We start from the raw sequence: 25,646 nt of genomic DNA, 5'->3' as shown, positions 1-25,646 counted from the left end.
TCAAGGCTCAATTTTTGAAGATCCATTATTCTTCTAGTGATATATTCTATCTTCTGCAGATAACTTTTCTATTCTGTTGATATTATCGCTTATCTGTTGATTTCCCTGTTCTCCTGTTGATTTCCCTGTTCTTCCGTTGATTTATCGTCTCTTCTGCAGATTCTGTACCTCTTCTGTCGATACCGGGGCTGCCGACGAAACGATTCCTCTGCTTTTATCCTAATCGATTTTCCTTTTTTCTTAAAGAAATACAGTAATGTATGAGGCTGCCTTTTTCTTTTATCCACATAAAAAAATAGCCATGCAGATTTTCTCCACAAGACTATCCACAACATGGAACAAGCACGCAGTTTTCCCATTTAATCTTGCCCATAACCGGATAAACAATAATCATTTCATTTACAATCGTCTATCCTAACTTCATTTTCCACAAGGGTGTTTAAATTACCACATGGTTATCAACCCGTTTTTAACAAGTTATCCACTGTTTGCTGTGTATAAATGTGCATAACTTCTCAGGAAACGTTGTATGTCCACCAATAACCTTCTTTTTCAGGTGGCGCTTGGACCAAGGCGTTTTCCTTTTGCGGCTGAAACTGTAAAGCTTCGAGCAGGATATCCACCATTGGCTGATGGCTGTGGACGAATACTATCTTTGCGTGTTTTTCTTTTGCGAGTGCTAAAATCGATTCCAATAAGACGGGGAGTGAGGCCGCTGCATTTTTAGTAATAAAAAGCTGTTTCAGCCAATAAACATCTGCCTCAACCGCATCCAAAACAAAACAGCCCTCAATGGTCTCTTTCACCTCAACTACATAACCCTTTTCCAGCAGTTGTTCCCGCTCAACATCCTTATTATGTTCTAAAAATATGTTTAGCTTTTCCTGGGGGGCATAATTTGCTGCAATCAATTCCATTTTTTTCACCTCAATGAATTTAGTATTTTCTGTTCAGAATCAAAAGCTGGCCTGTCTTTTGTGCACCAATCTTTTAAATAGCCTTTGCCAATAGATTATGCAGAATTGAGCCACTCTATGACTTAACTGAACCATTCAAAGAGGAAAAATTTTACTTCGGGATCTTCGTTTTCTTTATCGGATGCTTCTTCAGCATCTTCTGTCTCTGCCTCTGCCTCAGCTACACTTGCCCCATTTGAAAAATCCAAAAAACAGAGCGGCGGGAACAGGACACACCACCAATTAGAACCTTTCCCTTCACCGAGCGTAATCAGCACCGCTTCATATTCACCGGGCGGGTACATATACGCCCCGTATAACTTTGCCGGAAAAGTAACATTCTCACCGTACTCTACCTTGAGCGCCTGCTCTTTATCTTCTGCTTTCAATACATCGCGCGCGATTTTTCTGATTTCAGGAATGCGCGTTTGGATCAACTTTCGGGCTTCATTAATATCGGTCATTTGTTCCACCCATTGCGTGATAACGGCGTTCACCTCATCCCGGACTTTTCGTTTTAACGCCTGGTCGTCCTCACCATCACTGTTGGCTAATATACGCAAGCGAATTGCCTCATCCGGTATCACCTTGATTTCGGAGTCGGCATTGTATTCTTTTTCTTCGCTGGTCGTTTTAACCGGTATCGCAAAAACAAAAATAATAATAATAATAATAGCTGCAACCGCATACTTCCACATGACAAAAACCCCTCTCCAACCTGATTTATCAATCAGTATGGACAGGAGCCCCTCACTTCATACTATGAATCTATTAATTTTCCGGGACGCGGGGACGGGATCGCTGTCCCCCGGGTGTTTTCTCGATAAAAATTATTGGTCAGACGATAGCATGCCATAGGTGCCGTGGACAATCCGCTCTTTCCCATTCATATCCCTAATCACCGATACGTCGATTTCAGGCAGCGCTGATTTTAAAAGACGCTGCACATCCTTTCCCTGCCGGTCTCCGATTTCAAAAAAGACGCTCCCGCCGTCCGGGTTCAATGTCGAACGAAGTCGGTTGCTAATTGCCTTGTATGCGCCCAGCCCATTCTCATCGGCAAAGAGCGCTTCCGCAGGATCGAAATTTTTCACCGTATCAGACAGCAGCGTCTTTTCATCCAGGCTAATATAAGGCGGATTGGCGATGACTATATCCGGTTTGATTTGCTGCTCGATCAGCGGCTCCAGGTAGTCGCCTTGAAGAAATGTAATATCAGCACCCAAGCGTTCTGCATTTTTCCCGGCAACTTTAAGCGCTTTTGCTGAAATATCGGTTGCATAAACAACCGCTTGCGGCAACTCGAGCGCGAGCGTAATCGCAATAATACCGCTGCCGGTCCCAATGTCAGCGATGGTTATCGGTTCCGCCTCAATTTCAGCCGGCAGCGATTGCAGAACCATCTCGATAAGTTCTTCGGTTTCAGGCCGGGGGATCAGTGTATGTTCGTTCACGAGGAAATGCCGGCCATAAAATGGTGCAAAGCCGGTGATATGCTCAAGTGGGACGCCCGTTTCCGCGTGCTTACTCAAGGCATCCTGAAAGTCACTTAAAACGTCCTCCGGCACGTCTTCACGCATCATCGTGAAAAATTTTGCGCGTGATACGCCAAGGTAATGCTGGAGGAGCAGTTCTGCCATTTTTGGCTCGCGCTGATTTTCTTCTAAAAAAAGAGAAGCCCGTCTCAGGACTTCATGCTGTTTCCGATTTATATCCATTATTTAGTCACCGATTTCTTCAAGTTTCTGTGCCTGCTCTTCCATAAGCAATGCATCGATAAATTCATCCAATTTGCCTTCCATTACCTGATCGAGCTTTTGAATGGTAAGGCCGATGCGGTGATCTGTTACCCGTGTCTGCGGGAAATTGTACGTGCGAATACGTTCGGAGCGGTCGCCTGTACCGACGGCCGATTTTCGGTTTTCGTCAATTTCTGCTTGCGCCTCTTGCTGGAATTTGTCATAAATACGGGCACGGAGTACGCGCATCGCTTTTTCCTTATTCTTAATCTGTGATTTTTCATCCTGGCACGAAACCACAATGCCTGTGGGCTCATGTGTCAGCCTGACAGCAGACATGGTCGTATTAACGCTTTGACCGCCCGGACCGCTTGAAGCAAAGGTGTCGACTCGGATATCCTTTTCATTGATATCCACTTCCACATCTTCGGCTTCAGGCAATACAGCCACCGTTGCTGTTGATGTGTGGATACGGCCGCCTGACTCTGTTTCCGGTACACGCTGCACGCGGTGGGCGCCGTTTTCATATTTCAGTTTGGAATACGCCCCAGTGCCATTTACCATAAAGATAATTTCTTTATAGCCGCCGACACCGGTTGACGTCGCTTCAACGACATCAATTTTCCAGCCATGTGTCTCTGCGTATTTTGAATACATGCGGTATAAGTCCCCGGCAAACAGTGCCGCTTCATCGCCACCCGCTGCACCGCGGATTTCCATAAATACGTTTTTGTCGTCGTTGGGATCTTTGGGCAGCAATAGAATGCGCAGTCTTTCTTCCAGTTCTTCTTTCTGTTCGGAAAGATCCTCGAGTTCTGCTTTTGCCATCTCCTGCATTTCATCATCTGATTCATCTTCAAGCATTTCTTTTGTACCGTTTAATTGCTGTTCAACATCTTTATACGTGCGGTAGGCTTGCACAACTTCTTCAAGCCCGGCCTGCTCTTTCGAATATTCACGCAGTTTATTTGTGTCGCTTATGACGTCCGGGTCACTAAGCAATTCGTTCAATTTATCATAACGATCTTCCAATGATTGCAGACGTTCTAACACGGCGTTCACCTCATTTCGAATAACACTCTAATTATAATACACTGACAGAAGGAGGTCAAAAAGGCAGGAAACCCTTATACAGCGTATATTGCCTGCGCTGGAAGCAAACAAACAACCTTTTAAAAAAAGAGCGCCGTGGCACTCTTTTTACTCCGATGCGTCACTCATGGCCTGTTCATTCTTAAAACAAGGTTTATTCGGGACATCATGATGATGGCGGCATCTCGGTTCATAGGACTCAGATGCACCGACCATAATGACCGGGTCGTCATATGAAGCAGGTTTGCCGTCAATCAATCGCTGTGTACGGCTGGCCGGCGAACCGCAAATTGGACAGATCGCATTTAACTTAGAAATGGACTCGCTTTGCGCCATCAATTCCGGCATTGGCCCAAACGGCTCCCCGCGAAAGTCAGTATCAAGACCGGCGGCGATGACACGGATGCCCTTATTCGCCATTTCATTTGCTGCCAGCACAACTTTCTTATCAAAAAATTGCGCTTCGTCAATTCCCACAACATCGATTTGCTTGTCTTCAACATATTCCAGAATATCGGCAGAATGTTTTACAGCACGTGCGATAATTGAAGTTCCATTATGCGAAACGACTGATTCGTTGGCGTAACGGTCATCAACCACCGGCTTAAAGACACGAACTGATAAATTGGCGTATGTTGCACGGCGAACACGTCTGATCAACTCTTCTGACTTTCCGGAAAACATGCTGCCGCAAATAACTTCCAGCCATCCACTGTGTTTCATCACGTACATGGGCGGGGGCTCCCTTCCAGGTGTATTCTTATTATATATGTATACGATTTAAAGATTTTAAACAAATTTTGGTAAATTCCCACTTAAAAAGTGAAAAAACAGGCAACATTTAGACATATTGCCTGTTTTCTGTATGATTCCATGAAATTTTAACGCAGCTTATGCGTCTGCTTCTGACCAGTCGCCTCAGCTTTTTATTTCATATTATATTTTTTCTTGAATCGGTCGACACGGCCACCGACTTTGTCGGCTTTCTGTTTGCCGGTATAGAATGGGTGTGAAGCTGAGCTGATTTCAGTACGGATCAAAGGATACGTGTTGCCGTCTTCCCATTCAATCGTTTCTTCAGAAGTTTGTGTTGACCCGCTCAGAAATTTATAATCTGAACTTGTGTCCAAGAAAACAACTTTTCTGTATTCCGGATGAATTTCGTTTTTCATAACTTTCCACTCCTTTTTGCCCTGAATCCTTAGGAAACAGAGTTATTGTCAGAGCTTTTGCTCAGGACGTTATCTAATCTTAACTCACTTAAAGAATTATAACAGCGTAATGGAATGATTGCAATAGTGATTCATTGGCATTACATTTAAGTTTTGGTTCCTTTGCGTTTCATTTCTTCTTCCATCTGCTGGAAAAACTCCATATTGTTTTTCGTTGATCTGAGCCGTTTCAGGAAACGATCAAGGAAGTTATGGGAATCCTGCATCGTCTTGCGGATCGCCCAAATTTTATCAAGATGATCTTTGGAAACAAGCAGTTCCTCTTTCCGTGTGCCTGATTTCAGTATATCGATCGACGGGAAGATTCGGCGTTCGGCCAGACTGCGGTCTAAGTGCAGTTCCATGTTGCCTGTCCCTTTAAACTCTTCATAGATGACATCATCCATTCGGGAACCTGTATCAACCAAAGCCGTGGCCAGCACCGTAAAGCTTCCGCCTTCCTCAATATTCCGGGCGGCACCAAAGAAACGTTTCGGCCGGTGGAATGCTGCCGGGTCGATCCCGCCGGATAATGTACGGCCGCTCGGCGGAATAACCAGATTATAGGCACGGGCAAGCCGCGTAATGCTATCCATTAGGACGATGACATCGCGTTTGTGCTCGACAAGGCGCATTGCACGTTCCAGCACCAGCTCGGATACTTTAATATGGTTTTCCGGGACTTCATCAAATGTCGAACTGACCACATCGACATCTTGATGAACCGAACGTTCGATATCCGTCACTTCCTCAGGACGCTCGTCCACAAGCAAAATGATCAGCTTGGATTCCGGGTGGTTCGCCGATATACTGTTGGCAATCTCTTTTAGAAGCATCGTTTTACCGGCTTTCGGCGGGGCCACAATCAGTCCGCGCTGACCAAAGCCAACCGGTGTCATCAAATCAATAATCCGTGTTGATAAATTTTTCGTATCACGTTCCAAACCCATAAGCCTGTCCGGATAGAGTGCAGTCAGTGCCGGAAAATGGACACGTTCCTTTGAAGTTTCCGGATCTTCCCCGTTGACTGCGTCTACATGAAGCAGACCGTAATAGCGCTCGTTTTCTTTTGGCGGTCGTACTTTGCCGGATACTTTATCGCCATTTCTTAAATCGAAGCGACGGATTTGGGATGCGGATATATATATATCTTCTGCACTTGGGGAGTAATTGATTGGACGAAGAAAGCCAAACCCTTCTGAGGGAATTATTTCCAATATGCCATCCATAAATAGAAATCCGTCTTTTTCAGCTTGTGCTTTCAAAATAGAAAAAATAAGTTCTTTTTTTGTCAGTTTTGCATAATAAGATACTTTGTATTCCCGTGCCAGAGCATAGATTTCCTTTAAGTTCAATGTCTCCAGGTGGGAAATGGTTAACGCTGCCATTAAATAAATCACCACACCTATTCATTTTTGAAGTTTTGTCTGTAGAATGTTATATGTGAAATTCTCTTTCTATGTGAATGGTCAGTTTAAAACGATAGGAAGAGTTTGCAAGGAGCTAGAATGGAAGTTTCCCTTTATTATAATATTATAAATATCATTGCCGGGTAACCTGGATTATAAACATATCCATCATACCTTTTTCTGGCATGATATTCAATACTATGGCGATTATTTTTTCACACATCCAGCAAGGGGCAAATAACCACATCTTTATAAAAACAGCCAAAGTAAATGAAAAAACGAACGATTATTGGAAAGAAAGCGGGATATACCGCTCCGGAAACATGCACCGCTATCCTTCCTTATTGTTCGTCTTTTACATTAAATCATAAGTTTTGTCCCAGCCTCTAACGATTATTAAGGCTGAATAACCAGGTTTGGCTTTTTCTTCAGACTGTGCTCGCCATCAATGAAACGGACGGTTCCGCTTTTGGCGCGCATGACAACAGATTGGGTCGTTGCTTTTGTACCTTTGAATTGAACGCCTTGCAGCAATTCTCCGTCTGTAATGCCTGTGGCTGCGAAAATAGCATCGTCTCCACCGCAGAAGTCGTCCATATAGTAAACTTTTTCAAGATCATCGATGCCCATTTTACGGCATCGCTCAATCTCACTGTCATTGGATGGGTGCAATTTGCCCTGGATTTCGCCGCCAAGGCACTTAAGTGCGGCTGCACTCAGCACACCCTCGGGAGCGCCGCCAATCCCCATTAAAATATCGACGCCCGTATCCTCAAAGGCAGTATTCATGGCAGCAGCCACGTCGCCATCCGGAATGAGTTTAATACGCGCACCGGCACTGCGGATTTCTTCAATAAGCTCGGTATGGCGCGGCCGGTCCAGCACAATCGCCACTACGTCTTCAACGTCTTTATTTTTTGCTTTGGCAACCGCTTTTAAATTATCGTGCGTTGAAGCATTAATATCGACTTTTCCAACAGCTTCAGCTCCAACGGCAATTTTTTTCATATACATGTCAGGCGCGTGGAGCATATTGCCCCGGTCGGCAATTGCCAGCACCGCAAGGGCGTTCCACGTGCCCTGTGCCACGATATTGGTCCCTTCAACAGGATCAACGGCTACGTCTGCTTCAATGCCGTTTCCGGTACCGACTTTTTCACCGATATACAGCATCGGTGCTTCGTCCTTTTCCCCTTCACCGATAACAACGGTACCCTGCATCGGAATCGTATCAAAAACGTCACGCATCGCTGTCGTCGCGGCGTCATCCGCTTCATTCTTTTTCCCGCGTCCCATCCAGCGTGCAGAAGATTGTGCAGCCGCCTCCGTAACACGGACAAGTTCCATCGATAGACTTCTTTCCATATTTCCCTCTCCTTTATATAAAAATATCCTCATCCCAAAAGGATTTACATATGGAGGGTTATCGTTATCTCTATATGTTTTAGTCAATACAAATGATCCCGATCAGGAGTCCTGAAATTGTTTTATTTCCTGTTCATTCATTTCTTCACGCCATATATTGGCACCCAGGCTGTTCAACTTTTCGGTAATCTTGTCATAGCCGCGGTCAATATGTTCCACACCTGTGATTTCGGTGATTCCGTTTGACATCAGCCCGGCGATAATGAGCGCTGCACCGGCGCGCAGATCGCTTGCCTTTACACGCGCACCTTCCAGTTGGACGGGCCCGCTCACAATAACCGAACCACCTTCAACTTTTATGAGAGCATTCATACGTCTTAACTCATCGATATGCTTCAAACGGGCGGCATATATCGTGTCGGTTATAACACCTGTGCCGGCGCCCCTCGTCAGTAATGAGGTAAAAGGCTGCTGCAGATCCGTCGGAAACCCCGGGTATACCAATGTTTTAACATCGACACTTTTGAGCGGCTGTTTCGGCGCAATATATAATTGTTCATCATTCTGTTCAACGGTGACACCCATCTCTTCCAATTTGGCCAACACCGGTTCCAAATGCTGCGGAATCACATTATCAATGATTACTTCACTGCCCTGGGCTGCAGCAGCGATTGCATAAGTCCCCGCTTCAATTCGATCGGGAATAATCGTATGCTGGCAGCCATGCAGCGCCGGGACCCCTTCAATCCGGATGACATCTGTGCCGACACCCTTGATGTTAGCGCCCATGTTCGTCAGTAATGTGGCTACATCAATGATCTCAGGTTCCTTTGCAGCATTTTCGATAATTGTTTTGCCTTTAGCCTTTACAGCAGCAAGCATGATATTAATGGTTGCACCTACACTGACCACATCAAGGTAAATTCGCGCCCCGCGAAGCTCGTTGGCACGAATATAGATAGCCCCCTGTTCATTGGTCACTTCAGCGCCAAGTGCCTCAAAGCCTTTTATATGTTGATCAATCGGGCGCGGCCCCAAATGACAGCCGCCCGGAAGACCGATTACTGCCTGATTGAACTTACCAAGCATCGCACCCATGAAATAATAGGATGCTCTGAGCTTTTTCACTTTTCCATTCGGAAGCGGCATCGACACCATATTTTCCGGATCGATATGAACCGTCTGCCCGTCCCAGCTGACGTTTCCGCCTATTTCCTCCAATAAATCACCAAGTGTGTATACATCTGATATGTTGGGGAGCCCCTCAATCATGACGTGTGAATCGGCTAAAAGCGCGGCAGGCAGCAAGGCAACAGCACTATTCTTTGCGCCGTTAATCCTTACCTTTCCTTTTAATGCATGCCCGCCTTCAACTAAAATTTTTTGCAATTGCAGCACCCCGCTTCTTGACGTCGTACACTTCTAACCTGGCCAATCGTTTTAGCTATTTCTTCTTAATCTGGGCGTTTTTTCCAGTTTTATGCATTTATTTTTGATTATTCCAGTCTGCAAGGAATTTTTCAATGCCCTGATCGGTTAATGGGTGCTTAACTAGAGAACCAAGCACCTTGTATGGAATCGTCGCTATATGGGCGCCATTCGCTGCCGCATCTGTTACATGCAACGGATGTCTGATTGACGCAGCAATAATTTCTGTGCCGATGTTATGCACATCAAAGATCTCCCTGATTGCTGCAATAAGATCCATACCGTCGTGGCCGATATCATCGAGACGGCCGAGGAATGGTGACACATACGAAGCACCTGCACGCGCTGCCAATAACGCCTGATTCGCGTTAAAAACCAAGGTCACGTTTGTTTTAATATTTAAATCGCTGAACGCTTTAACCGCTTTCAGACCTTCCAATGTCATTGGAACCTTAACGGTAATATTCGGTGCAATAGCCGCAAGTTCTTTACCTTCCTTTATCATACCTTCTGCATCTTCTGAAATAACTTCAGCACTTACTGAACCGGAAACTTCATCAGTAATTTCTTTTAATCGGTCGTGAAATGACACGCCTTCTTTGGAAACAAGGCTCGGGTTTGTTGTAACGCCTGCCAGAATGCCGAGTTCATTTGCAGAACGGATATCATCAATACTTGCTGAATCCAGGAAAAATTTCATCGGTAGCCCCCGCTTTCTATATTTACTCATCTTTTCACATACTGACCGGCAGCCAGCTGTTTTATTTATCATAACAAAAATTTCGTGACATTTACATTATAAGAATACCAACAAGAGCTTAATGGCGCAAGTTGCTCAACGAATTGATTTTAATCAATTAAAAAACAGCAGATAGCCTGCTGCTTTTATCCCTATTATTTATGATGATAATGATAAATCCCAAAAATATGATTAAATCACTTTCCCCACAAAACCGCTAATATCCTGAACGTTAAACGGTTTTGCAAACACCTCTTCTACCAGACTAAACTGCAGCGTTTCATCCCTTACTTGTTCCGCCATTCCTGTCATGACAATAACCGGGAGCGATATTTTCTCTTTTTCCAATCGTCTCAGCATCTCAGGCCCATCCATAATCGGCAATTTATAGTCGAGGATAAGCAAATCATACGACGCTTCGTATATTTTCTCCATCCCCTCTTTGCCTGTCTCAGCCAGCGTCACTCTAAAGCCTGCGTTTTCAAGGATATCTTGTAATAACATACGGATTCCCGGCTGATCATCGACAACCAATATGTCTTTTGGCAAATGCTGCCACCCCCTTGCTATACAAAAATCTTGGTGTTGCTTATCCTATGTATTCGATAAGGATTTCCAAAATTCCTTCTTTTTAAAGAACGGATTTTTAAAGCAAGGAAGGTAAAAACAAGTATATAAAAATTAACCTGAATAAAGAATCAATAACTGTTCTCTATTCAGGTCTTTTGGCCTATGCGCTATTCGCCTTTTTTAGAAGCGGCGCCCACAAAACCTTCAAACAGTGCTTGCGGGCGGGTCGGGCGTGATTTGAACTCTGGATGAAATTGACATGCGACAAACCATGGATGATCAGCTAACTCAATTGTTTCGACCAATCGATCATCAGGACTGGTACCGGACATCAGCATGCCGTTTTCAGCCAACTGCTCTCTGTAATCATTATTAAATTCATAACGGTGCCGGTGACGCTCATAGACAAGATCCTCATTGCCATATGCTTTTTTGGTTTTTGTCCCATTCATGAGTTTGCAAGGATAGCTGCCCAGCCGCAACGTGCCTCCCAGATCAGAAATATTTTTCTGTTCCGGCAGTAAGTCGATAATCGGGTTCGGCGTGTCTGGATCGATTTCAGCCGAATGCGCATTTTCGAGTCCCAGAACATTTCGTGCAAACTCCACCGTTGCAAGCTGCATACCAAGGCATATGCCGAAAAACGGCTTCTTATTTTCACGCGCGTAGCGGATTGCTTCGATTTTGCCGTCAATGCCCCGATCGCCAAATCCACCGGGAACCAGTACACCATCCACATCGTCAAGCTCTTTTACGATGGATGCTTTATCTTGTTTCTCGGAATTGATCCATTTTACTTGAATGTCAGCATCGTATGAAAAACCGGCATGTTTTAATGCTTCTACAACCGAAAGATAGGCGTCCGGCAATTCGACATACTTCCCGACAAGGCCAATGACGGTCGTATTAGGCAGATGACGCACACTTTTAAGCAAGTCTTCCCACTCACGCATATCGGCTTCATCACAGTTCAGTCCAAGATGATCACATGTCAGCTGATCCAAGTTCTGATTCTGCAGCGCGATCGGCACCTGGTATAATGTATCAGCATCCCGCATCTCGATGACCGCTTCCTTGTCTGTATCGCAAAAGAGGGCGATCTTTTCTTTCATGCTTTCACTGATTGCCAATTCCGAACGCAAAACAATGACATCCGGCTGAATACCCAATGAACGTAATTCTTTCACACTATGCTGGGTCGGTTTGGTTTTAACTTCACCGGCTGCTTTAATGTACGGCACGAGCGTACAATGAATGTACATGACATGGTCACGGCCGATATCACTCTTGATTTGCCGTATTGCTTCAAGAAATGGGAGCGATTCAATATCGCCGACAGTCCCTCCGATTTCCGTTATAACAACATCCGCTTTTGTCGCCTGTCCGGCACGGAAAACCTGTTCTTTAATCTCATTTGTAATATGCGGAATTACTTGAACGGTTCCGCCAAGATAGTCACCGCGTCGCTCTTTTTTAATAACACTTGAATAAACTTTGCCCGTTGTAATATTACTGTATTTATTCAAATTAATATCAATAAAGCGCTCGTAATGCCCCAAATCAAGGTCGGTCTCAGCACCGTCTTCCGTAACGAATACCTCACCATGCTGGTACGGACTCATCGTCCCCGGGTCCACGTTAATATAAGGGTCGAATTTTTGTATGGTAACTTTCAGCCCCCGATTTTTCAGCAATCTGCCAAGCGACGCGGCTGTTATTCCTTTTCCCAGTGACGAAACAACACCGCCAGTCACAAAAATATACTTAGTCAATGAATCATCCCTCATCTCTCTATTAATTGCTCTGATACTATGTTTAGGTTACATCGGTTCGTTAAAAGTAAACATGCTGCAGTTTACTTCTCGCTTGTCATTGCCGCTATGCCGGCAAAATAAAAAAGCGCTCCCCCCTTTAATATAGGGGGAGCGCTGTATTTTTATAAATTTAGCGAGCCCAATAAAGATTTTACTCATTGGTTATTAAAAAGTCAAGCTGCGGCTTTGCTATTTTTCTTCATCTTTCGTTTCCTCTTCTTCCTCTTCGAAGTCATCGTCTTCATCTGATGGATCCAATTCGTCATCAAAACCTATGTCTCCGCCGAGCTCTTCGGTTTTATCCAAAATTTCATCATCAAATGTGTCCGCTATACCTTCAACATTAGCTTCCGGATCGTCAAGCGGTGCTTCACCAAACTCATCATGCGACACATCTTCTGTCTTTTTCTTCTTTGCTTTTTTCTTTGTCTTTTTTGGCGTCTGGTGGACAATCTCATCCATTTGTTCGACTGGATACCAGCGCTTCAGTCCCCAGATTCCGGAACTGACTGTCAAAAACCTGCCGTCAATTGTCAGATCCGTGTAAAACTGAGCGATGTATTCCTGCTTCTGCTCTTCATTAAAACCTTTTAAATCAGCTACTTTTTCAAAGAGACTATTGAAGTCCTGAGCTTGCTGCTCTTCCAATAAATATTCATTGGCCAATTCAAGCATTGACCTTACTTCAAGCTCTTCGCGGCTGTATTCTTTCAGGCTCACGATACCGCACTCCCTTTTTATGAGTTTCATAATCAGGCTTTATCTCCTGAATGATATATAGATTAAATCGTACCACTCATTATAAACAAAAACAGGTGGAATATGCCAGCCTTAACACTAAATATTCATGAATTGTTATTAAAACAACTTTCTTCCGGGACCCTCTTCGTAATTACTGCCTTCACATTTGATGTAAACTGCGCGGAATGAAAGTTCTCTTTCTATTTTCAGTTAGAGCTATACCACCGCTTCGGCTCATGCTTCCGATTTCCGGCACATGTTTCGGCTTTCCGGCACATATTGCGACGCTCCGGAACATATCCCCGATTCCCCGCCCATATTGCGACGCTCCGGAACATACTCCCGATTTCCCGCCCATATTGTGACGCTCCGGAACATATTCCCGATTTCCCGCCCATATTGTGACGCTCCGGAACATATTCCCGATTTCCGGAACATATCTCTGCTCTCCGGGAAGCAGTCTGCATCAAAAGAACGGGGAACCGGCCATCTCACCGATTCCCTGCCTTGATTACATATTTCGTCTGTACTGCCCGCCGACTTCATATAACGCGTTTGTGATCTGACCAAGACTGGCAAATTTTACGGTTTCCATTAATTCAGCGAAAATGTTTCCGCCTGAGGCTGCCACGTCTTTCAGGCGATTGAGCGCCGCTTCCGTCTCATCTTTATTTTTCTCCTGAAATTTATGCAGTTCACTGATTTGATGTTCTTTTTCTTCTTTCGATGCCCGGGCAAGTTCCATTGAATCAATATCTTCAGCAGAGGAAAGATTTGGGTTCACATACGTGTTAACCCCGACAATCGGAAGTTCACCGGAATGTTTCTTGCCTTCATAGTACAGCGATTCTTCCTGAATTTTTCCACGCTGATACTGGCGTTCCATGGCGCCAAGCACACCGCCGCGGTCATTCATTTTTTCAAATTCCTGGAGAACGGCTTCCTCAACAAGGTCTGTCAGCTCCTCTACGATAAACGACCCTTGCAATGAATTCTCCGTTTTCGTCAAGCCAAATTCTTTATTAATAATCATCTGGATGGCCATTGCACGTCTTACCGATTCTTCAGTCGGCGTCGTGATCGCTTCATCATACGCATTGGTGTGCAATGAATTTGTATTGTCCTGAATGGCCAGCAGCGCCTGAAGCGTTGTCCGGATGTCGTTAAAGTCGATTTCCTGGGCATGCAGTGAACGGCCTGACGTTTGAATATGATATTTCAACTTTTGACTGCGTTCATCCGCTCCATATTTATCCCGCATGGCAATCGCCCAGATGCGGCGGGCAACACGGCCGATAACCGTATATTCCGGATCCAGCCCATTCGAGAAGAAAAACGAAAGGTTTTGTGCAAACTTATTAACATCCATCCCGCGGCTTAAATAATACTCAACATACGTAAACCCGTTGGCCAACGTAAAGGCAAGCTGTGTAATCGGGTTTGCGCCTGCTTCTGCAATATGGTAGCCGGAAATTGAAACTGAGTAATAGTTGCGCACATTTTTGTCAATAAAGTACTGCTGGATGTCACCCATCATTCTTAAAGCAAACTCTGTTGAAAAAATGCACGTGTTCTGCCCCTGATCTTCTTTAAGAATGTCTGCCTGGACTGTACCGCGTGCAACTGAAATTGTGTCGTCCCGCAGGCGCTCATATTCTTCCCCGCTCGGCTCGCGTCCATTTTCTTCCCGGAATTTCTCAAGCTGCTGGTCGATCGCGGTATTGAAAAACATCGCCAGAATGATTGGTGCCGGTCCGTTAATCGTCATCGAAACAGACGTTTTCGGATCAACCAGGTCAAACCCGTCATACAGTTTTTTCATGTCATCAAGTGTACAGATGCTCACACCGCTTTCGCCGACTTTCCCGTAAATATCCGGTCTTGGCGCCGGATCTTCCCCGTATAGGGTGACCGAGTCGAAAGCCGTTGACAACCGTTTGGCTTCACTGTCTTTGGACAGGTAATGGAAACGGCGGTTTGTCCGTTCCGGTGTCCCTTCCCCGGCAAACTGGCGCGTTGGGTCCTCTCCTTGGCGCTTAAACGGGAAAACGCCTGCCGTATATGGAAAGGAACCCGGCAGATTCTCCTTCATCAGCCAATACAGCCGTTCGCCCCAGTCCATATATTTCGGCATGATGACTTTCGGTATATTCAGCCCGGAAATCGATTCAATGTTCAAGTCCATTTCAATTTCCCGGTTCCGAACTTTGTAGGTGATTTTATCGCCGCTGTATTGTTCCTGAAGGGTATCCCAGGAATCGAGCAGTTTTTTCGCAGCAGGATCCATTTTGTCTTCGTAAGTCACAATGGCTTCATCGATTACAGTCGTATCCGCTTCATCACTAAGCACATTCCGGGCGCCTTCAAGCTGATAAAGTTTTCGCGCCAGATCGCTTTGCTTTTTGGCATTGTCATGGTAGCCACGTACATGCTGTGCAATTTCACGCAAATAGTGACGCCGTTCATTCGTGATGATCATATTTTGCTTCTCAGCGATTTTATGGCGGTCAAAGTTAACCGTTTCCTCCCAGTCGAACCGTTCATTCAGCGTATCAATCATGGAAGCAAACAACGCGTTTGTACCGGTATCATTAAATTGGCTGGCGATGGTACCGAATACCGGGAAGTTTTCCTTGTCCTCACCGAAAAGCAAATGACTCCGCTGATATTGTTTCCGCACTTGGTTCAGTGCATCTTCTGACCCTTTTTGTTCATATTTATTAATAACCACAAAATCGGCAAAATCGATCATATCAATTTTTTCAAGCTGTGATGGGGCACCAAATTCAGACGTCATGACATACATTGATAAATCGGTGACATCCGTAATCGCTGCATCACCCTGTCCAATCCCGCTTGTTTCCACAATAATAAAGTCATATTGTGCAGCGCGGAGCACATCGAGAACGTCCTGCAATGACTGGGAGAGTTCCGTACGCGATCCGCGTGTTGCAAGTGACCGCATGTAGACACGGTCGGTAAAAATGGCATTCATCCGAATCCGGTCTCCGAGCAAAGCTCCGCCGGTTTTCTTTTTCGTCGGATCGATTGAAATAATAGCAATCTTTTTATCAGGAACTTCATTTATAAAACGGCGGATTAATTCATCGGTCAATGAACTTTTCCCGGCGCCCCCCGTTCCGGTAATACCGAGTGCTGGCGCTTGATTCGATTGGGAGCGCAGCTTTTTCAATAAATCTTCTTTCTCCGCGTTGTCCTCGCTGTTTTCGATATATGTGATTAAACGTGCAACCGACTGTCGCTCACCTTCTGCAAGTTTTGCCTGAGCATCTTTCAAATCAACCGGCGGGAGTACATCGCATTCTTCCACCATGCTGTTGATCATGCCCTGAAGCCCCAATTCACGTCCATTGTCCGGCGAAAAGATGCGTGAGACGCCATAGTCTTCAAGTTCCTTGATTTCACGCGGTATGATAACACCGCCGCCACCGCCATATACCTTAATATGGCTTGCACCCAGCTCATTCAATAAATCAATCATATATTTAAAATATTCGACGTGGCCGCCTTGATAAGACGAGATAGCGATTCCTTGAGCATCCTCCTGAATCGCCGCATAGACAACTTCTTCCACAGATCGATTGTGCCCCAGATGGACGACCTCCGCTCCGCTTGCCTGAAGAATTCGGCGCATGATATTGATCGATGCATCATGCCCGTCATATAAACTCGAAGCCGTTACAAACCGAACGGGATTAGCCGGTTTATAAATCGTTGCTTGTTCCATGAAACCCCTCCTAAATTAATGGTTTTGATCAGCTTGTTTCTTCACGTTGGATAAGATGTGTGGACAGCGATTGCTTCAAAAAGTGAATTTGGCGTTCAATATACTGATCTAATGTAAATTGTTTCTGCAGCATCCACCGTCTGAACCCCCACATCTGCCCCTGAACGAAAATGTTGTTGGCCAGCAGTGATGCGTCTTGTGCATCAAACGTTTCAGGCAGGCATGCTGAAAACATTTTTTCCAGCATCGCCACCATATCCCGTTCTTTCTTAATAACATAGTCTCTCGATTCCGGTTTGAGTGACTTCACTTCCTGATACATAATGATAATCTCTTCCTGCATATCATCCATCAAACGGAAATACGATTCGACGACTTCTTCCAGATTGGCAATTGCTGGATTATCCCAATCAGTGGCTGTTTCGAGCCGATTTCTGACCTGGTCATAAATCGCATCACACACTAAAAACAGAACATCTTCTTTCGTTCGGATATACTCATACAACGTGCCGATTGAGAACCCTGATTCTTTGGCAATTTCACGGGTTGTCGTGCGGTGAAAGCCCTTTTCCTTAAATAATGCAATGGCCCCTTTAATCATTTGATTCCGACGCTTTTGCACAAGATGCGTATCTTTTACCGACGATATAATTTGGTCATTCGACATTCAGCCGCCCCCTTCCTGTTTCCAGTCGTTTAAAATCTCCTGCGCCCGTCTGTATGGATCATCATCTGCGTTAATATCAACAGCTTTATTCTCAGCAAATGCTTTGACTTCCCGCCATATTTCTTCGCGGATAAGTTCATACACTTCCAGAGTCTGCTGCCGCTTACGACGGCTTTGCCCCGCTTCTGTTCCATATAAATACTCATGATGCGCATTAATTTTTTCCCACAATTTGTCAATGCCTTTGTTTTCGGTTGTAATCGTTTTGATGATTGGCGTGATTTGTTCATCCCTTGATGTCATCATGACCAGCTCTTTCAATAAGCCCTTCAGTTTTCCGACACCATCCAGATCAGCTTTATTGATCACAAATAAATCGGCAATTTCCATAATGCCTGCTTTAAAAATCTGCAGCACATCACCGCTGTTCGGTGTCAGCACGAGCGCTGTCGTATCAACGATTTTCATAATATCCAGCTCGGACTGGCCAACACCGACCGTCTCCACTATAACGACATCAAACCCGTAAGCGTCACATATTCTGACAGCATCCTTCGTCGCCCGGGCGAGACCGCCAAGACTTCCGCGTGTTGCCATGCTGCGGATGTAAACCCCGTCATCGGTGAAATGTTCATTCATGCGGACCCGATCACCAAGGAGCGCACCTCCACTGAACGGACTGGTCGGATCCACTGCAATGATTGCGACCGTCTTGCCTTCATGGCGAATGTGGCTGATCAAACGGTTGACCAGTGAGCTTTTGCCGGCACCCGGAGACCCGGTAATCCCCACGTAGCGCGCATGCTTTTTGCTGGCGAATACGTCACTTAACATGTCGAGCTTTTCCGGGTGGTCATTTTCCAACATCGTAATGGCCCTGGCCAGGGCGCGTATGTCACTTTGCTTCATTCGTTCAACGAGATGGTGCATTGGATGGACTTCCTTTCATTGGTTCGATCATTCTTTTTTCTGCTTAAGTCAACGGTATGGCGAATTGAAGCGGAAAATTTGTGAACTTGAGCCGATTTCACGGCAACTTGAGCCAAAATCACGTGAACTTGAGCCGATTCGGTGATAAATTCAGCCAAAACGCTATTTCGTAAGCATCCGGCCAATCACGAGACGCTGAATTTCATTCGTGCCTTCATAGATTTGGGTGATTTTCGCATCACGCATGTAACGCTCGACCGGATAGTCTTTTGTATAACCGTAGCCGCCAAATACCTGTACCGCTTCTGTTGTGACACGCATCGCGGTATCACCCGCAAACAGTTTGGACATTGCCGAGGCTTTTCCGTAAGGCTCGCCCTCTGTTTCCAGCCATGCGGCCTGGTAGGTTAATAGACGGGACGCTTCAATTTCAGTCGCCATGTCAGCCAGCTTAAATGAAATGCCTTGGTTGGCGGCAATCGGTTTGCCAAATTGTTCACGTTCCTTGGCGTAATCAACAGCTGCATCCAGTGCGCCCTGGGCAATACCGAGCGCTTGTGCTGCAATGCCATTGCGTCCGCCGTCAAGTGTCGACATGGCAATTTTAAAGCCATCGCCTTCTGCGCCGAGCAGGTTTTCCTTGGGTACACGGCAGTTTTCAAAAATAAGCTCGGTTGTAGGGGAGGAACGGATACCGAGTTTCTTTTCTTTCTTTCCAGTTGAGAATCCTTCCGTTTCTTTCTCGACTATAAATGCGCTGATCCCTTTATGGCGTGCTTCCGGGTCGGTCAGAGCAAACACGATATAAATATCAGCCACGCCACCGTTCGATATCCACACTTTGTTGCCATTCAAGATGTAATCATCGCCATCTTTTTTAGCGACTGTTTTCATGCTGGCCGCGTCGCTCCCGGAGCCTGGCTCAGACAATGCATAAGCCCCCAGCGCTTCGCCGGTGGCCAGCCTGTAAAGGAATGTTTTCTTCTGTTCTTCGTTTCCGTATTTATAAATCGGCCAGCTTGCCAATGAAAGGTGGGCTGACAACGTAACGCCTGTCGAAGCACACACACGTGATAATTCCTCAACAGCAATCACGTAACTGACATAGTCGGCACCAATACCGCCATATTCTTCAGGCCACGGGATCCCAGTCAAACCAAGTTCAGCCATTTGGTCAAAAATTCCCCGGTCAAAACGTTCTTCTTCATCGCGTTCAGCAGCGGTTGGTTCGACGTCATTTTTGGCAAAATCACGCACCATTTTACGCAGCATTTCCTGTTCTTCAGTCAATTGAAAGTTCATTATCTATTTATCTCCCTTCAAACTAAACGTTTCAAATTAAACCACAAAACTCAGTCAAGTAAACTTTTTGCAATAACTTTATGCTGGATTTCGTTTGTGCCTTCATAGATTTCGGTTACTTTAGCATCGCGGAAAAGCCGCTCGACCGGATATTCTTCCGTGTAACCATAGCCTCCAAAAATTTGGACGGCTTCAATGGCGGCTTTGCGTGCTGTTTTTGATGCATACATTTTAGCCATCGATGCTTCCTTGCTCGATGGGGCGTCTTGTTCAACCAGTGCAGCAGCTTGATAGACCAGTAGTTTGGCCGCTTCGACTTCGGTAGCCATGTCAGCAAGTTTAAACGCAATGCCTTGATTGGCTGCAATCGGTTTGCCGAATTGCTCGCGTTCTTTGGCATACGCTGCTGAATAGTCCAGCGCTGCTTCGCCGATTCCCAACGCCTGGGCGGCGATGCCAATACGGCCGACATTGAGATTTGCCATCGCAATTTTAAACCCCTCACCTTCATCGCCAAGCAGCTGCTCTTTTGGAACCTTGCAGTTGTCGAAAGTAAGCTGGACTGTGCTCGAACCATGCAGCCCCATTTTTTTCTCTGGTTTTCCGATGATTAACCCTGGTGTATCCTTTTCAACGATAAAAGCGCTTACACCTTTTGAGCCTGGCTCATCGCTCGTCCGGGCAAACGTTATATATGTATCCGCCTCCCCGCCATTCGTGATAAACACTTTGGATCCGTTCAAAATATAATCGGTATCACTTTTAACGGCCTTTGTTTTTAAACTTGCAGCATCAGACCCGGCGCCCGGTTCTGTTAAAGCAAATGCACCAAGGTATTCACCTGAGGCCAGTTTCGGAACGTATTTGTTTTTTTGTTTATCATTGCCAAAATACAGGATTGGATTGGTGCCGACTGATGTATGAACGGATAATATGACCCCAAGCGTTGCGCTGACTTTGGATAATTCATTAATGGCGATGATATATGATGTGTAATCCATACCGCTGCCGCCGTAGTCTTCAGGGATAGGTACACCCATCAGGCCTAACTCACCCATTTTTCGAACAATCTTGCGGGGAAACCGTTCTTCTCCTTCCATCTGTTCGACTTCCGGCTGTACTTCTTTTTCAGCAAAGTCCTGAACCATTTTTCGCATCATTTCCTGTTCTTCGGTAAAACGAAGGTTCATTTAGCGTGCCCTCCTCGCGGGAAATCGTAGTTGCTGTATCAGCTGTACTGATAAAACCCTCTTCCAGATTTTTTACCGTGCCAGCCGGCGTTTACATATTTTCTTAAAAGCGGGCATGGTCGGTATTTACTGTCGCCAAAACCTTCGTGCAGTACTTCCATAATATAAAGGCATGTGTCCAGACCGATAAAATCAGCAAGCGTCAAAGGCCCCATCGGGTGATTCATGCCGAGTTTCATGACCGTATCGATATCTTCAACCGATGCCACTCCCTCGTGAAGAGCGTATATGGCTTCGTTAATCATCGGCATTAAAATACGATTGGCGGCAAAACCAGGATAGTCATTCACTTCAACCGATGTTTTGGAAAGTTTTTTAGCCATGTCGGCCACGGCTTCATACGTTTCATCGCTGGTTTGTAGCCCCCGAATGACTTCCACAAGTTTCATAACCGGAACCGGGTTCATGAAGTGCATGCCGATTACCTTGTCCGCCCGGTTTGTCGATGCTGCAATTTCAGTTATCGGAAGTGATGAAGTATTACTCGCCAGGATTGCGTGTCCCGGTGCGTGCGCATCAAGCTGACGGAATACGTTTGTCTTCACGTCCATATTCTCAACGATTGCTTCAATCGTCATATCGCAATTTTTAACGTCCTGAATTTCTGTTGTTGTATTCAGCCGTGATAATGTATCGTTCTTCTCCTGCTCACTGATGCGTTCTTTATCGACTGACCTCGTTAACAACTTCTCAATGTTTTGGATGCCTTTCTGAAGCGCTTCCTCACTGACGTCGTTTAATAAAACGTCGTAGCCCGATTGCGCACAAACCTGAGCGATGCCAGACCCCATCTGGCCTGCTCCGACGACCATTACTTTTTCGATTGCCATGCGTATTGCCTCCTTTGAATCTAAATGTGTACTTTAGCGCATTTTTTTGAACTTTAGCGAAATCACCTCGAGGTCACTGCTTCGGCACTTCTATAAGAACCGCATCGCCCTGACCGCCGCCACTGCAGATCGCTGCAATGCCTAAACCGCCGCCTTGGCGCTTCAGTTCATGAATCAACGTCAAAATAATCCGTGCGCCGCTTGCGCCGATTGGATGACCCAGGGCGACCGCCCCGCCATTGACGTTGATTTTTTCAGGATCAATGTTTGCAATTTTTCCGCTGGCAAGTGAAACAGCAGCAAATGCTTCATTAATTTCAAATAAGGCGATATCGTCTTTTGCGTAACCTGTTTTATCAAGCAGCTTATTAATGACAAGCCCCGGCGTTTTTGGAAAATCCTTGGATTCCACGCCGACTTCGGCATGACCATGGATTACTGCCATCGGTGTTTTGCCAAGCTTTTCTGCGGTTTCGTCAGCCATGACGACGAACGCACCTGCACCATCATTGACGCCTGGTGCATTTCCCGCTGTAATCGTCCCATCCTTATCAAAGGCCGGACGCAATTTAGCCAGGACATCTGTGTTTGTCTCTTTGCGCGGTGCTTCATCGGTATCAACTACAACCGGGTCGCCTTTTCGCTGCGGCACTTCCAATGTCACAATTTCTTCAGCAAACTTACCGTCTTCGATCGCTTTAATCGCTCGCTGGTGACTGCGCGAGGACCATTCATCCTGCGCTTCACGCGTCAAACCATATTCTTCAGCTGTCGAATTACCATAGCTTCCCATATGCACGCCTGCAAATGAACAGGTCAGCCCGTCGTGCACCATCATGTCAACAACTTTCTTGTCGCCCATGCGGTTTCCCCAACGGGCATCCGGCAAAATGTATGGCGCATTGCTCATGCTTTCCATGCCTCCTGCCACGATAATGTCTTCATCGCCAAGACGGATGAGTTGATCAGCCAGTGTGACACTGCGCAAGCCTGATGCACAAACTTTGTTAATCGTCTCGGTTTTGACTTCCCATGGGATCTCGGCTTCACGGGCTGCCTGGCGTGAAGGAATCTGTCCTTGACCGCCCTGCAATACGTTGCCCATTATCACTTCGTCAACTTTATCTCCTTCCACGCCTGCACGCTCGAGCGCTTCTTTGATTGCTTTGCCGCCAAGCTGTGAGGCGGTAAACGGTTTGAGTGCTCCTCCAAATTTGCCAAATGGTGTACGTGCACCTGATACAATAACGGTTTTACGCATGTGTTTAACATCCTTTCATAAGTAAATTAATAGATTTATATGATACCGCTTTCTAAAATTTGACCGAACGCTCGCTCAATCATGGTGCAAAATGAGAGGCCGGGACATTACTTGTTAATTTCAATTGTGAAAGACGGAGGATAAGGAAGGTTAGCGGAGGAAATATGCGAAGACTCCTGCGGGTCGGCTAAGGTCGGTCACGTCCTGTGACCAACGCCGACACTAGAACCTCCTGTTCGTCGAAACAGAGGCATAGGTGAGACAACGAAGTGCCTTGGCACGAGTTGGCTCAACAGCCGCCCGCGGAAAGCGAAGCATATTTCCGGAGCGGTGTATTCTGCTCCTCCACTTAATAATAGTTCGTCTTTTTATTCACTGTAAAAGTCTTGTCCCAACCTCTTCCAGTTTCCTTAAGCTGTTTTCTGCTCATCTTCTGTCAATACTGACAATGCCAGGATTTCGGCAACGTCCATTGTACTGATGTCTTCTTCAACTTCTTTCGCTTTCGTGCCATCACTCAACATCGTCAGGCAGAATGGGCATGCACTGGAAATCATCGTTGATTCCGTTTCCATTGCCTGTTCGGTGCGCGCAACGTTGATACGGTTGCCTGTTGTATCTTCGGTCCACATCAGGCCGCCGCCGGCTCCACAGCACATGCCATTTTCCCGGCTGCGGTCCATTTCGACCAGTTCAAGGCCCGGTATTGACTTCAGAATTTCCCGCGGCGGATCATAAACACCGTTGTATCTTCCCAAATAGCAGGAATCATGATAAGTGAGTTTCTGATTGATTTCCCGCTGCGGTTTTAATTGACCGTTCATCACAAGATCATAGAGCAGTTGCGTATGATGGTAGACTTCCGCTTCGAAACCGAAATCAGGGTATTCATTTTTGAAAATATTATAAGCATGCGGGTCAATCGTTACAATCTTCTTCACATCATGTTTTTCAAATTCTTTAATATTTTTCTCGGCAATTTCCTGGAACAAGAACTCATTCCCGATGCGGCGTGCTGTGTCACCGGAGTTCTGCTCTTTATTCCCAAGAATCGCAAAGCTGATGCCTGCCTGGTTCATCAATTTGGCAAACGCCAGCGCGATTTTCTGACTGCGGTTGTCAAATGACCCCATTGAACTGACCCAGAAAAGATATTCGAAATCTTTATCTTCCTTTTTCAATTCTTTAACGGTCGGGATATAAGCATCTTCATCCTGGTCACGCCATTTTACACGGTCTTTTTTGGAAAGGCCCCAAGGATTGCCCTGACGCTCAATATTCATAACGGCACGCTGGGCATCCTGATCCATTTTGCCTTCTGTCATCACAAGGTAGCGGCGCATGTCAATAATCGTCCCGACATGCTCATTCATAACCGGGCACGCTTCTTCACACGCACGGCACGTTGTGCAGCCTTCAAGCTCTTCCTGTGTAATGACATCACCAATCAGACTGACACTTTCGACTCCTGCAGCGGCTTCGCCCGCACCGGCAGCAGCCAAATTGCCTTCTGTTTTCGAAAAAGCATATTCAGGCACCCAGGCTGATTTCCCTGTAACCGCAGCACCTTTTTTGGTTAAATGGTCGCGTGTTTTAATCATAATATCCATTGGCGAGAGCATTTTGCCGGTACCTGAAGCAGGACACACATCTGTACAGCGTCCGCACTCGACACATGCATAGAAATCTATCATTTGATGCTGCTCAAAGTCTTCAACTTTCCCGACACCAAATGAAATCTCATCCTCATCTTCTTCCTCGCCGATATCAAAATTGATCGGCTTCAATTTTCCCGGTACGCGTTTGCTCAAAAACACGTTAATCGGCGCGGCAATCAGATGGGCATGCTTGGATTGCGGCACGTATACCAGGAATGCAAGAATTGTGATGGTATGTATCCACCAGAATACGTAGAAAAGCACCGCTGCACCTGTTTCAGGCAGCCAACTGAAAAGAGAAGCTATTAAACTCGCAACCGGTTCGGTCCATGTTAATCCTTCCCCGTGCCAGACAATCGCCATCCCATTGCCAAGCAGAACCGAAAGCATCAGCGTCCCAATAAATAACAGGACAAGGCCCGCTTTAAAGCCGCGTTTCAGGCGCACAAGCTTTTCAATATAACGGCGATAAAATGCCCACACAACCGCTACGAGAATCATGAGCGTTACAAGCTCCTGGAAAAACGTAAACCCCGGGTAAAAAAGCCCGAACGGTAAATGACTGCCGGGAGCCAGCCCCTTCACAAACATATCAATCGCACCAAACTGCACGAGTAAAAAGCCGTAAAACATCATGACATGAATGGTGCCGGACTTTTTATCTTTCAACAGTTTGGACTGCCCAAAAACGATTTTACCTATCCGGCGGAACCGCTCTTTAAACGCCCGGTCAAATTCGGATTTTTGCCCCAGTTTAATATAGGAAACCCGCGTTGCAATAACTTTAGCGAATAGGTAGATCCCATAGCCGGTAATCGCAATAAACGCCAGCCAGTTGATGAGTAACAATGTGTTCATCATTCGCTCCCCCTTTGTTCTAGTATAACGGAAAATGTTAGCGATTGCATTACGTTTCAAATAAAATGCCGACCGCTT

23 protein-coding genes are annotated in these 25,646 nt (G+C 45.9%); all 23 read right to left on the bottom strand.

Annotated features, from left to right (window positions below):
• Window positions 1-515 precede the first annotated feature (515 nt).
• The gene (locus BMZ22_RS11495) at window positions 516-917 is read right to left on the bottom strand and encodes an amino acid kinase family protein (protein ID WP_090085667.1); all 402 of its coding nucleotides are present in this window, start codon (window positions 915-917) and stop codon (window positions 516-518) included.
• A 122-nt stretch (window positions 918-1,039) separates the two neighbouring features.
• Window positions 1,040-1,654, bottom strand: a complete 615-nt coding sequence (gene spoIIR, locus BMZ22_RS11490) for a stage II sporulation protein R (protein ID WP_090085665.1) — start codon at window positions 1,652-1,654, stop codon at window positions 1,040-1,042.
• Between the two features lie 132 nt (window positions 1,655-1,786).
• Complete coding sequence (prmC, locus tag BMZ22_RS11485; protein ID WP_090085663.1) at window positions 1,787-2,674, bottom strand: peptide chain release factor N(5)-glutamine methyltransferase; 888 nt, start codon at window positions 2,672-2,674, stop codon at window positions 1,787-1,789.
• 3 nt (window positions 2,675-2,677) lie between these two features.
• Window positions 2,678-3,748 (bottom strand): peptide chain release factor 1, encoded by a 1,071-nt coding sequence (gene prfA / locus BMZ22_RS11480; protein ID WP_090085661.1) that lies wholly within the window; start codon window positions 3,746-3,748, stop codon window positions 2,678-2,680.
• 147 nt (window positions 3,749-3,895) lie between these two features.
• Window positions 3,896-4,519, bottom strand: coding sequence for a thymidine kinase (locus tag BMZ22_RS11475; protein ID WP_090085659.1), 624 nt, complete (start codon window positions 4,517-4,519; stop codon window positions 3,896-3,898).
• Window positions 4,520-4,713: 194 nt separating this feature from the next.
• Entirely contained in the window at window positions 4,714-4,959 is a 246-nt protein-coding gene (locus tag BMZ22_RS11470; RefSeq protein WP_090085657.1) for a type B 50S ribosomal protein L31, read from the bottom strand.
• A 146-nt stretch (window positions 4,960-5,105) separates the two neighbouring features.
• On the bottom strand, window positions 5,106-6,386 hold the full coding sequence (gene rho, locus BMZ22_RS11465; protein ID WP_090085655.1) for a transcription termination factor Rho: 1,281 nt from the start codon (window positions 6,384-6,386) through the stop codon (window positions 5,106-5,108).
• Window positions 6,387-6,803: 417 nt separating this feature from the next.
• The gene (gene glpX / locus BMZ22_RS11460; RefSeq protein WP_090085653.1) at window positions 6,804-7,772 is read right to left on the bottom strand and encodes a class II fructose-bisphosphatase; all 969 of its coding nucleotides are present in this window, start codon (window positions 7,770-7,772) and stop codon (window positions 6,804-6,806) included.
• Window positions 7,773-7,874: 102 nt separating this feature from the next.
• Window positions 7,875-9,161: a UDP-N-acetylglucosamine 1-carboxyvinyltransferase gene (locus BMZ22_RS11455; RefSeq protein ID WP_090085650.1), complete on the bottom strand. Its 1,287-nt coding sequence runs from the start codon at window positions 9,159-9,161 to the stop codon at window positions 7,875-7,877.
• Between the two features lie 97 nt (window positions 9,162-9,258).
• Window positions 9,259-9,900, bottom strand: a complete 642-nt coding sequence (gene fsa, locus BMZ22_RS11450) for a fructose-6-phosphate aldolase (RefSeq protein WP_090085648.1) — start codon at window positions 9,898-9,900, stop codon at window positions 9,259-9,261.
• 231 nt (window positions 9,901-10,131) lie between these two features.
• On the bottom strand, window positions 10,132-10,488 hold the full coding sequence (locus BMZ22_RS11445) for a response regulator (RefSeq protein WP_090085645.1): 357 nt from the start codon (window positions 10,486-10,488) through the stop codon (window positions 10,132-10,134).
• Between the two features lie 188 nt (window positions 10,489-10,676).
• Window positions 10,677-12,281, bottom strand: a complete 1,605-nt coding sequence (locus BMZ22_RS11440) for a CTP synthase (protein ID WP_090085640.1) — start codon at window positions 12,279-12,281, stop codon at window positions 10,677-10,679.
• A gap of 231 nt (window positions 12,282-12,512) precedes the next feature.
• Complete coding sequence (rpoE, locus tag BMZ22_RS11435; protein WP_090085932.1) at window positions 12,513-13,043, bottom strand: DNA-directed RNA polymerase subunit delta; 531 nt, start codon at window positions 13,041-13,043, stop codon at window positions 12,513-12,515.
• A gap of 255 nt (window positions 13,044-13,298) precedes the next feature.
• Window positions 13,299-13,502 (bottom strand): hypothetical protein, encoded by a 204-nt coding sequence (locus tag BMZ22_RS11430; protein WP_090085638.1) that lies wholly within the window; start codon window positions 13,500-13,502, stop codon window positions 13,299-13,301.
• Between the two features lie 73 nt (window positions 13,503-13,575).
• Window positions 13,576-16,812, bottom strand: a complete 3,237-nt coding sequence (gene icmF, locus BMZ22_RS11425) for a fused isobutyryl-CoA mutase/GTPase IcmF (RefSeq protein ID WP_090085636.1) — start codon at window positions 16,810-16,812, stop codon at window positions 13,576-13,578.
• 28 nt (window positions 16,813-16,840) lie between these two features.
• A complete protein-coding gene (locus BMZ22_RS11420; protein ID WP_090085634.1) occupies window positions 16,841-17,479 on the bottom strand; it encodes a TetR/AcrR family transcriptional regulator in 639 nt (212 codons plus the stop codon).
• Window positions 17,480-18,409 carry a methylmalonyl Co-A mutase-associated GTPase MeaB gene (meaB, locus tag BMZ22_RS11415; protein WP_090085632.1) on the bottom strand — a complete coding sequence of 310 codons (930 nt, stop codon included), beginning with the start codon at window positions 18,407-18,409 and terminating at the stop codon, window positions 17,480-17,482.
• Window positions 18,385-18,567: a hypothetical protein gene (locus BMZ22_RS17125; RefSeq protein WP_218144051.1), complete on the bottom strand. Its 183-nt coding sequence runs from the start codon at window positions 18,565-18,567 to the stop codon at window positions 18,385-18,387. Before BMZ22_RS17125 ends, meaB begins: the two co-directional genes overlap by 25 nt.
• Before the next feature lie 4 nt (window positions 18,568-18,571).
• Window positions 18,572-19,711, bottom strand: coding sequence for an acyl-CoA dehydrogenase (locus tag BMZ22_RS11410; protein WP_090085630.1), 1,140 nt, complete (start codon window positions 19,709-19,711; stop codon window positions 18,572-18,574).
• A gap of 50 nt (window positions 19,712-19,761) precedes the next feature.
• Window positions 19,762-20,901: an acyl-CoA dehydrogenase gene (locus BMZ22_RS11405; RefSeq protein ID WP_090085627.1), complete on the bottom strand. Its 1,140-nt coding sequence runs from the start codon at window positions 20,899-20,901 to the stop codon at window positions 19,762-19,764.
• A 38-nt stretch (window positions 20,902-20,939) separates the two neighbouring features.
• Window positions 20,940-21,791 carry a 3-hydroxybutyryl-CoA dehydrogenase gene (locus BMZ22_RS11400; protein WP_090085625.1) on the bottom strand — a complete coding sequence of 284 codons (852 nt, stop codon included), beginning with the start codon at window positions 21,789-21,791 and terminating at the stop codon, window positions 20,940-20,942.
• A gap of 73 nt (window positions 21,792-21,864) precedes the next feature.
• Entirely contained in the window at window positions 21,865-23,052 is a 1,188-nt protein-coding gene (locus BMZ22_RS11395) for an acetyl-CoA C-acetyltransferase (RefSeq protein WP_090085623.1), read from the bottom strand.
• Window positions 23,053-23,462: 410 nt separating this feature from the next.
• Window positions 23,463-25,568: a heterodisulfide reductase-related iron-sulfur binding cluster gene (locus BMZ22_RS11390; protein ID WP_090085621.1), complete on the bottom strand. Its 2,106-nt coding sequence runs from the start codon at window positions 25,566-25,568 to the stop codon at window positions 23,463-23,465.
• Window positions 25,569-25,646: the final 78 nt, after the last annotated feature.

The sequence above is a fragment of the Lentibacillus persicus genome, from assembly GCF_900112705.1.
Taxonomy (GTDB): Bacteria; Bacillota; Bacilli; order Bacillales; family Amphibacillaceae; genus Lentibacillus; species Lentibacillus persicus.
This window is presented reverse-complemented; position numbering and strand designations above follow the sequence as displayed.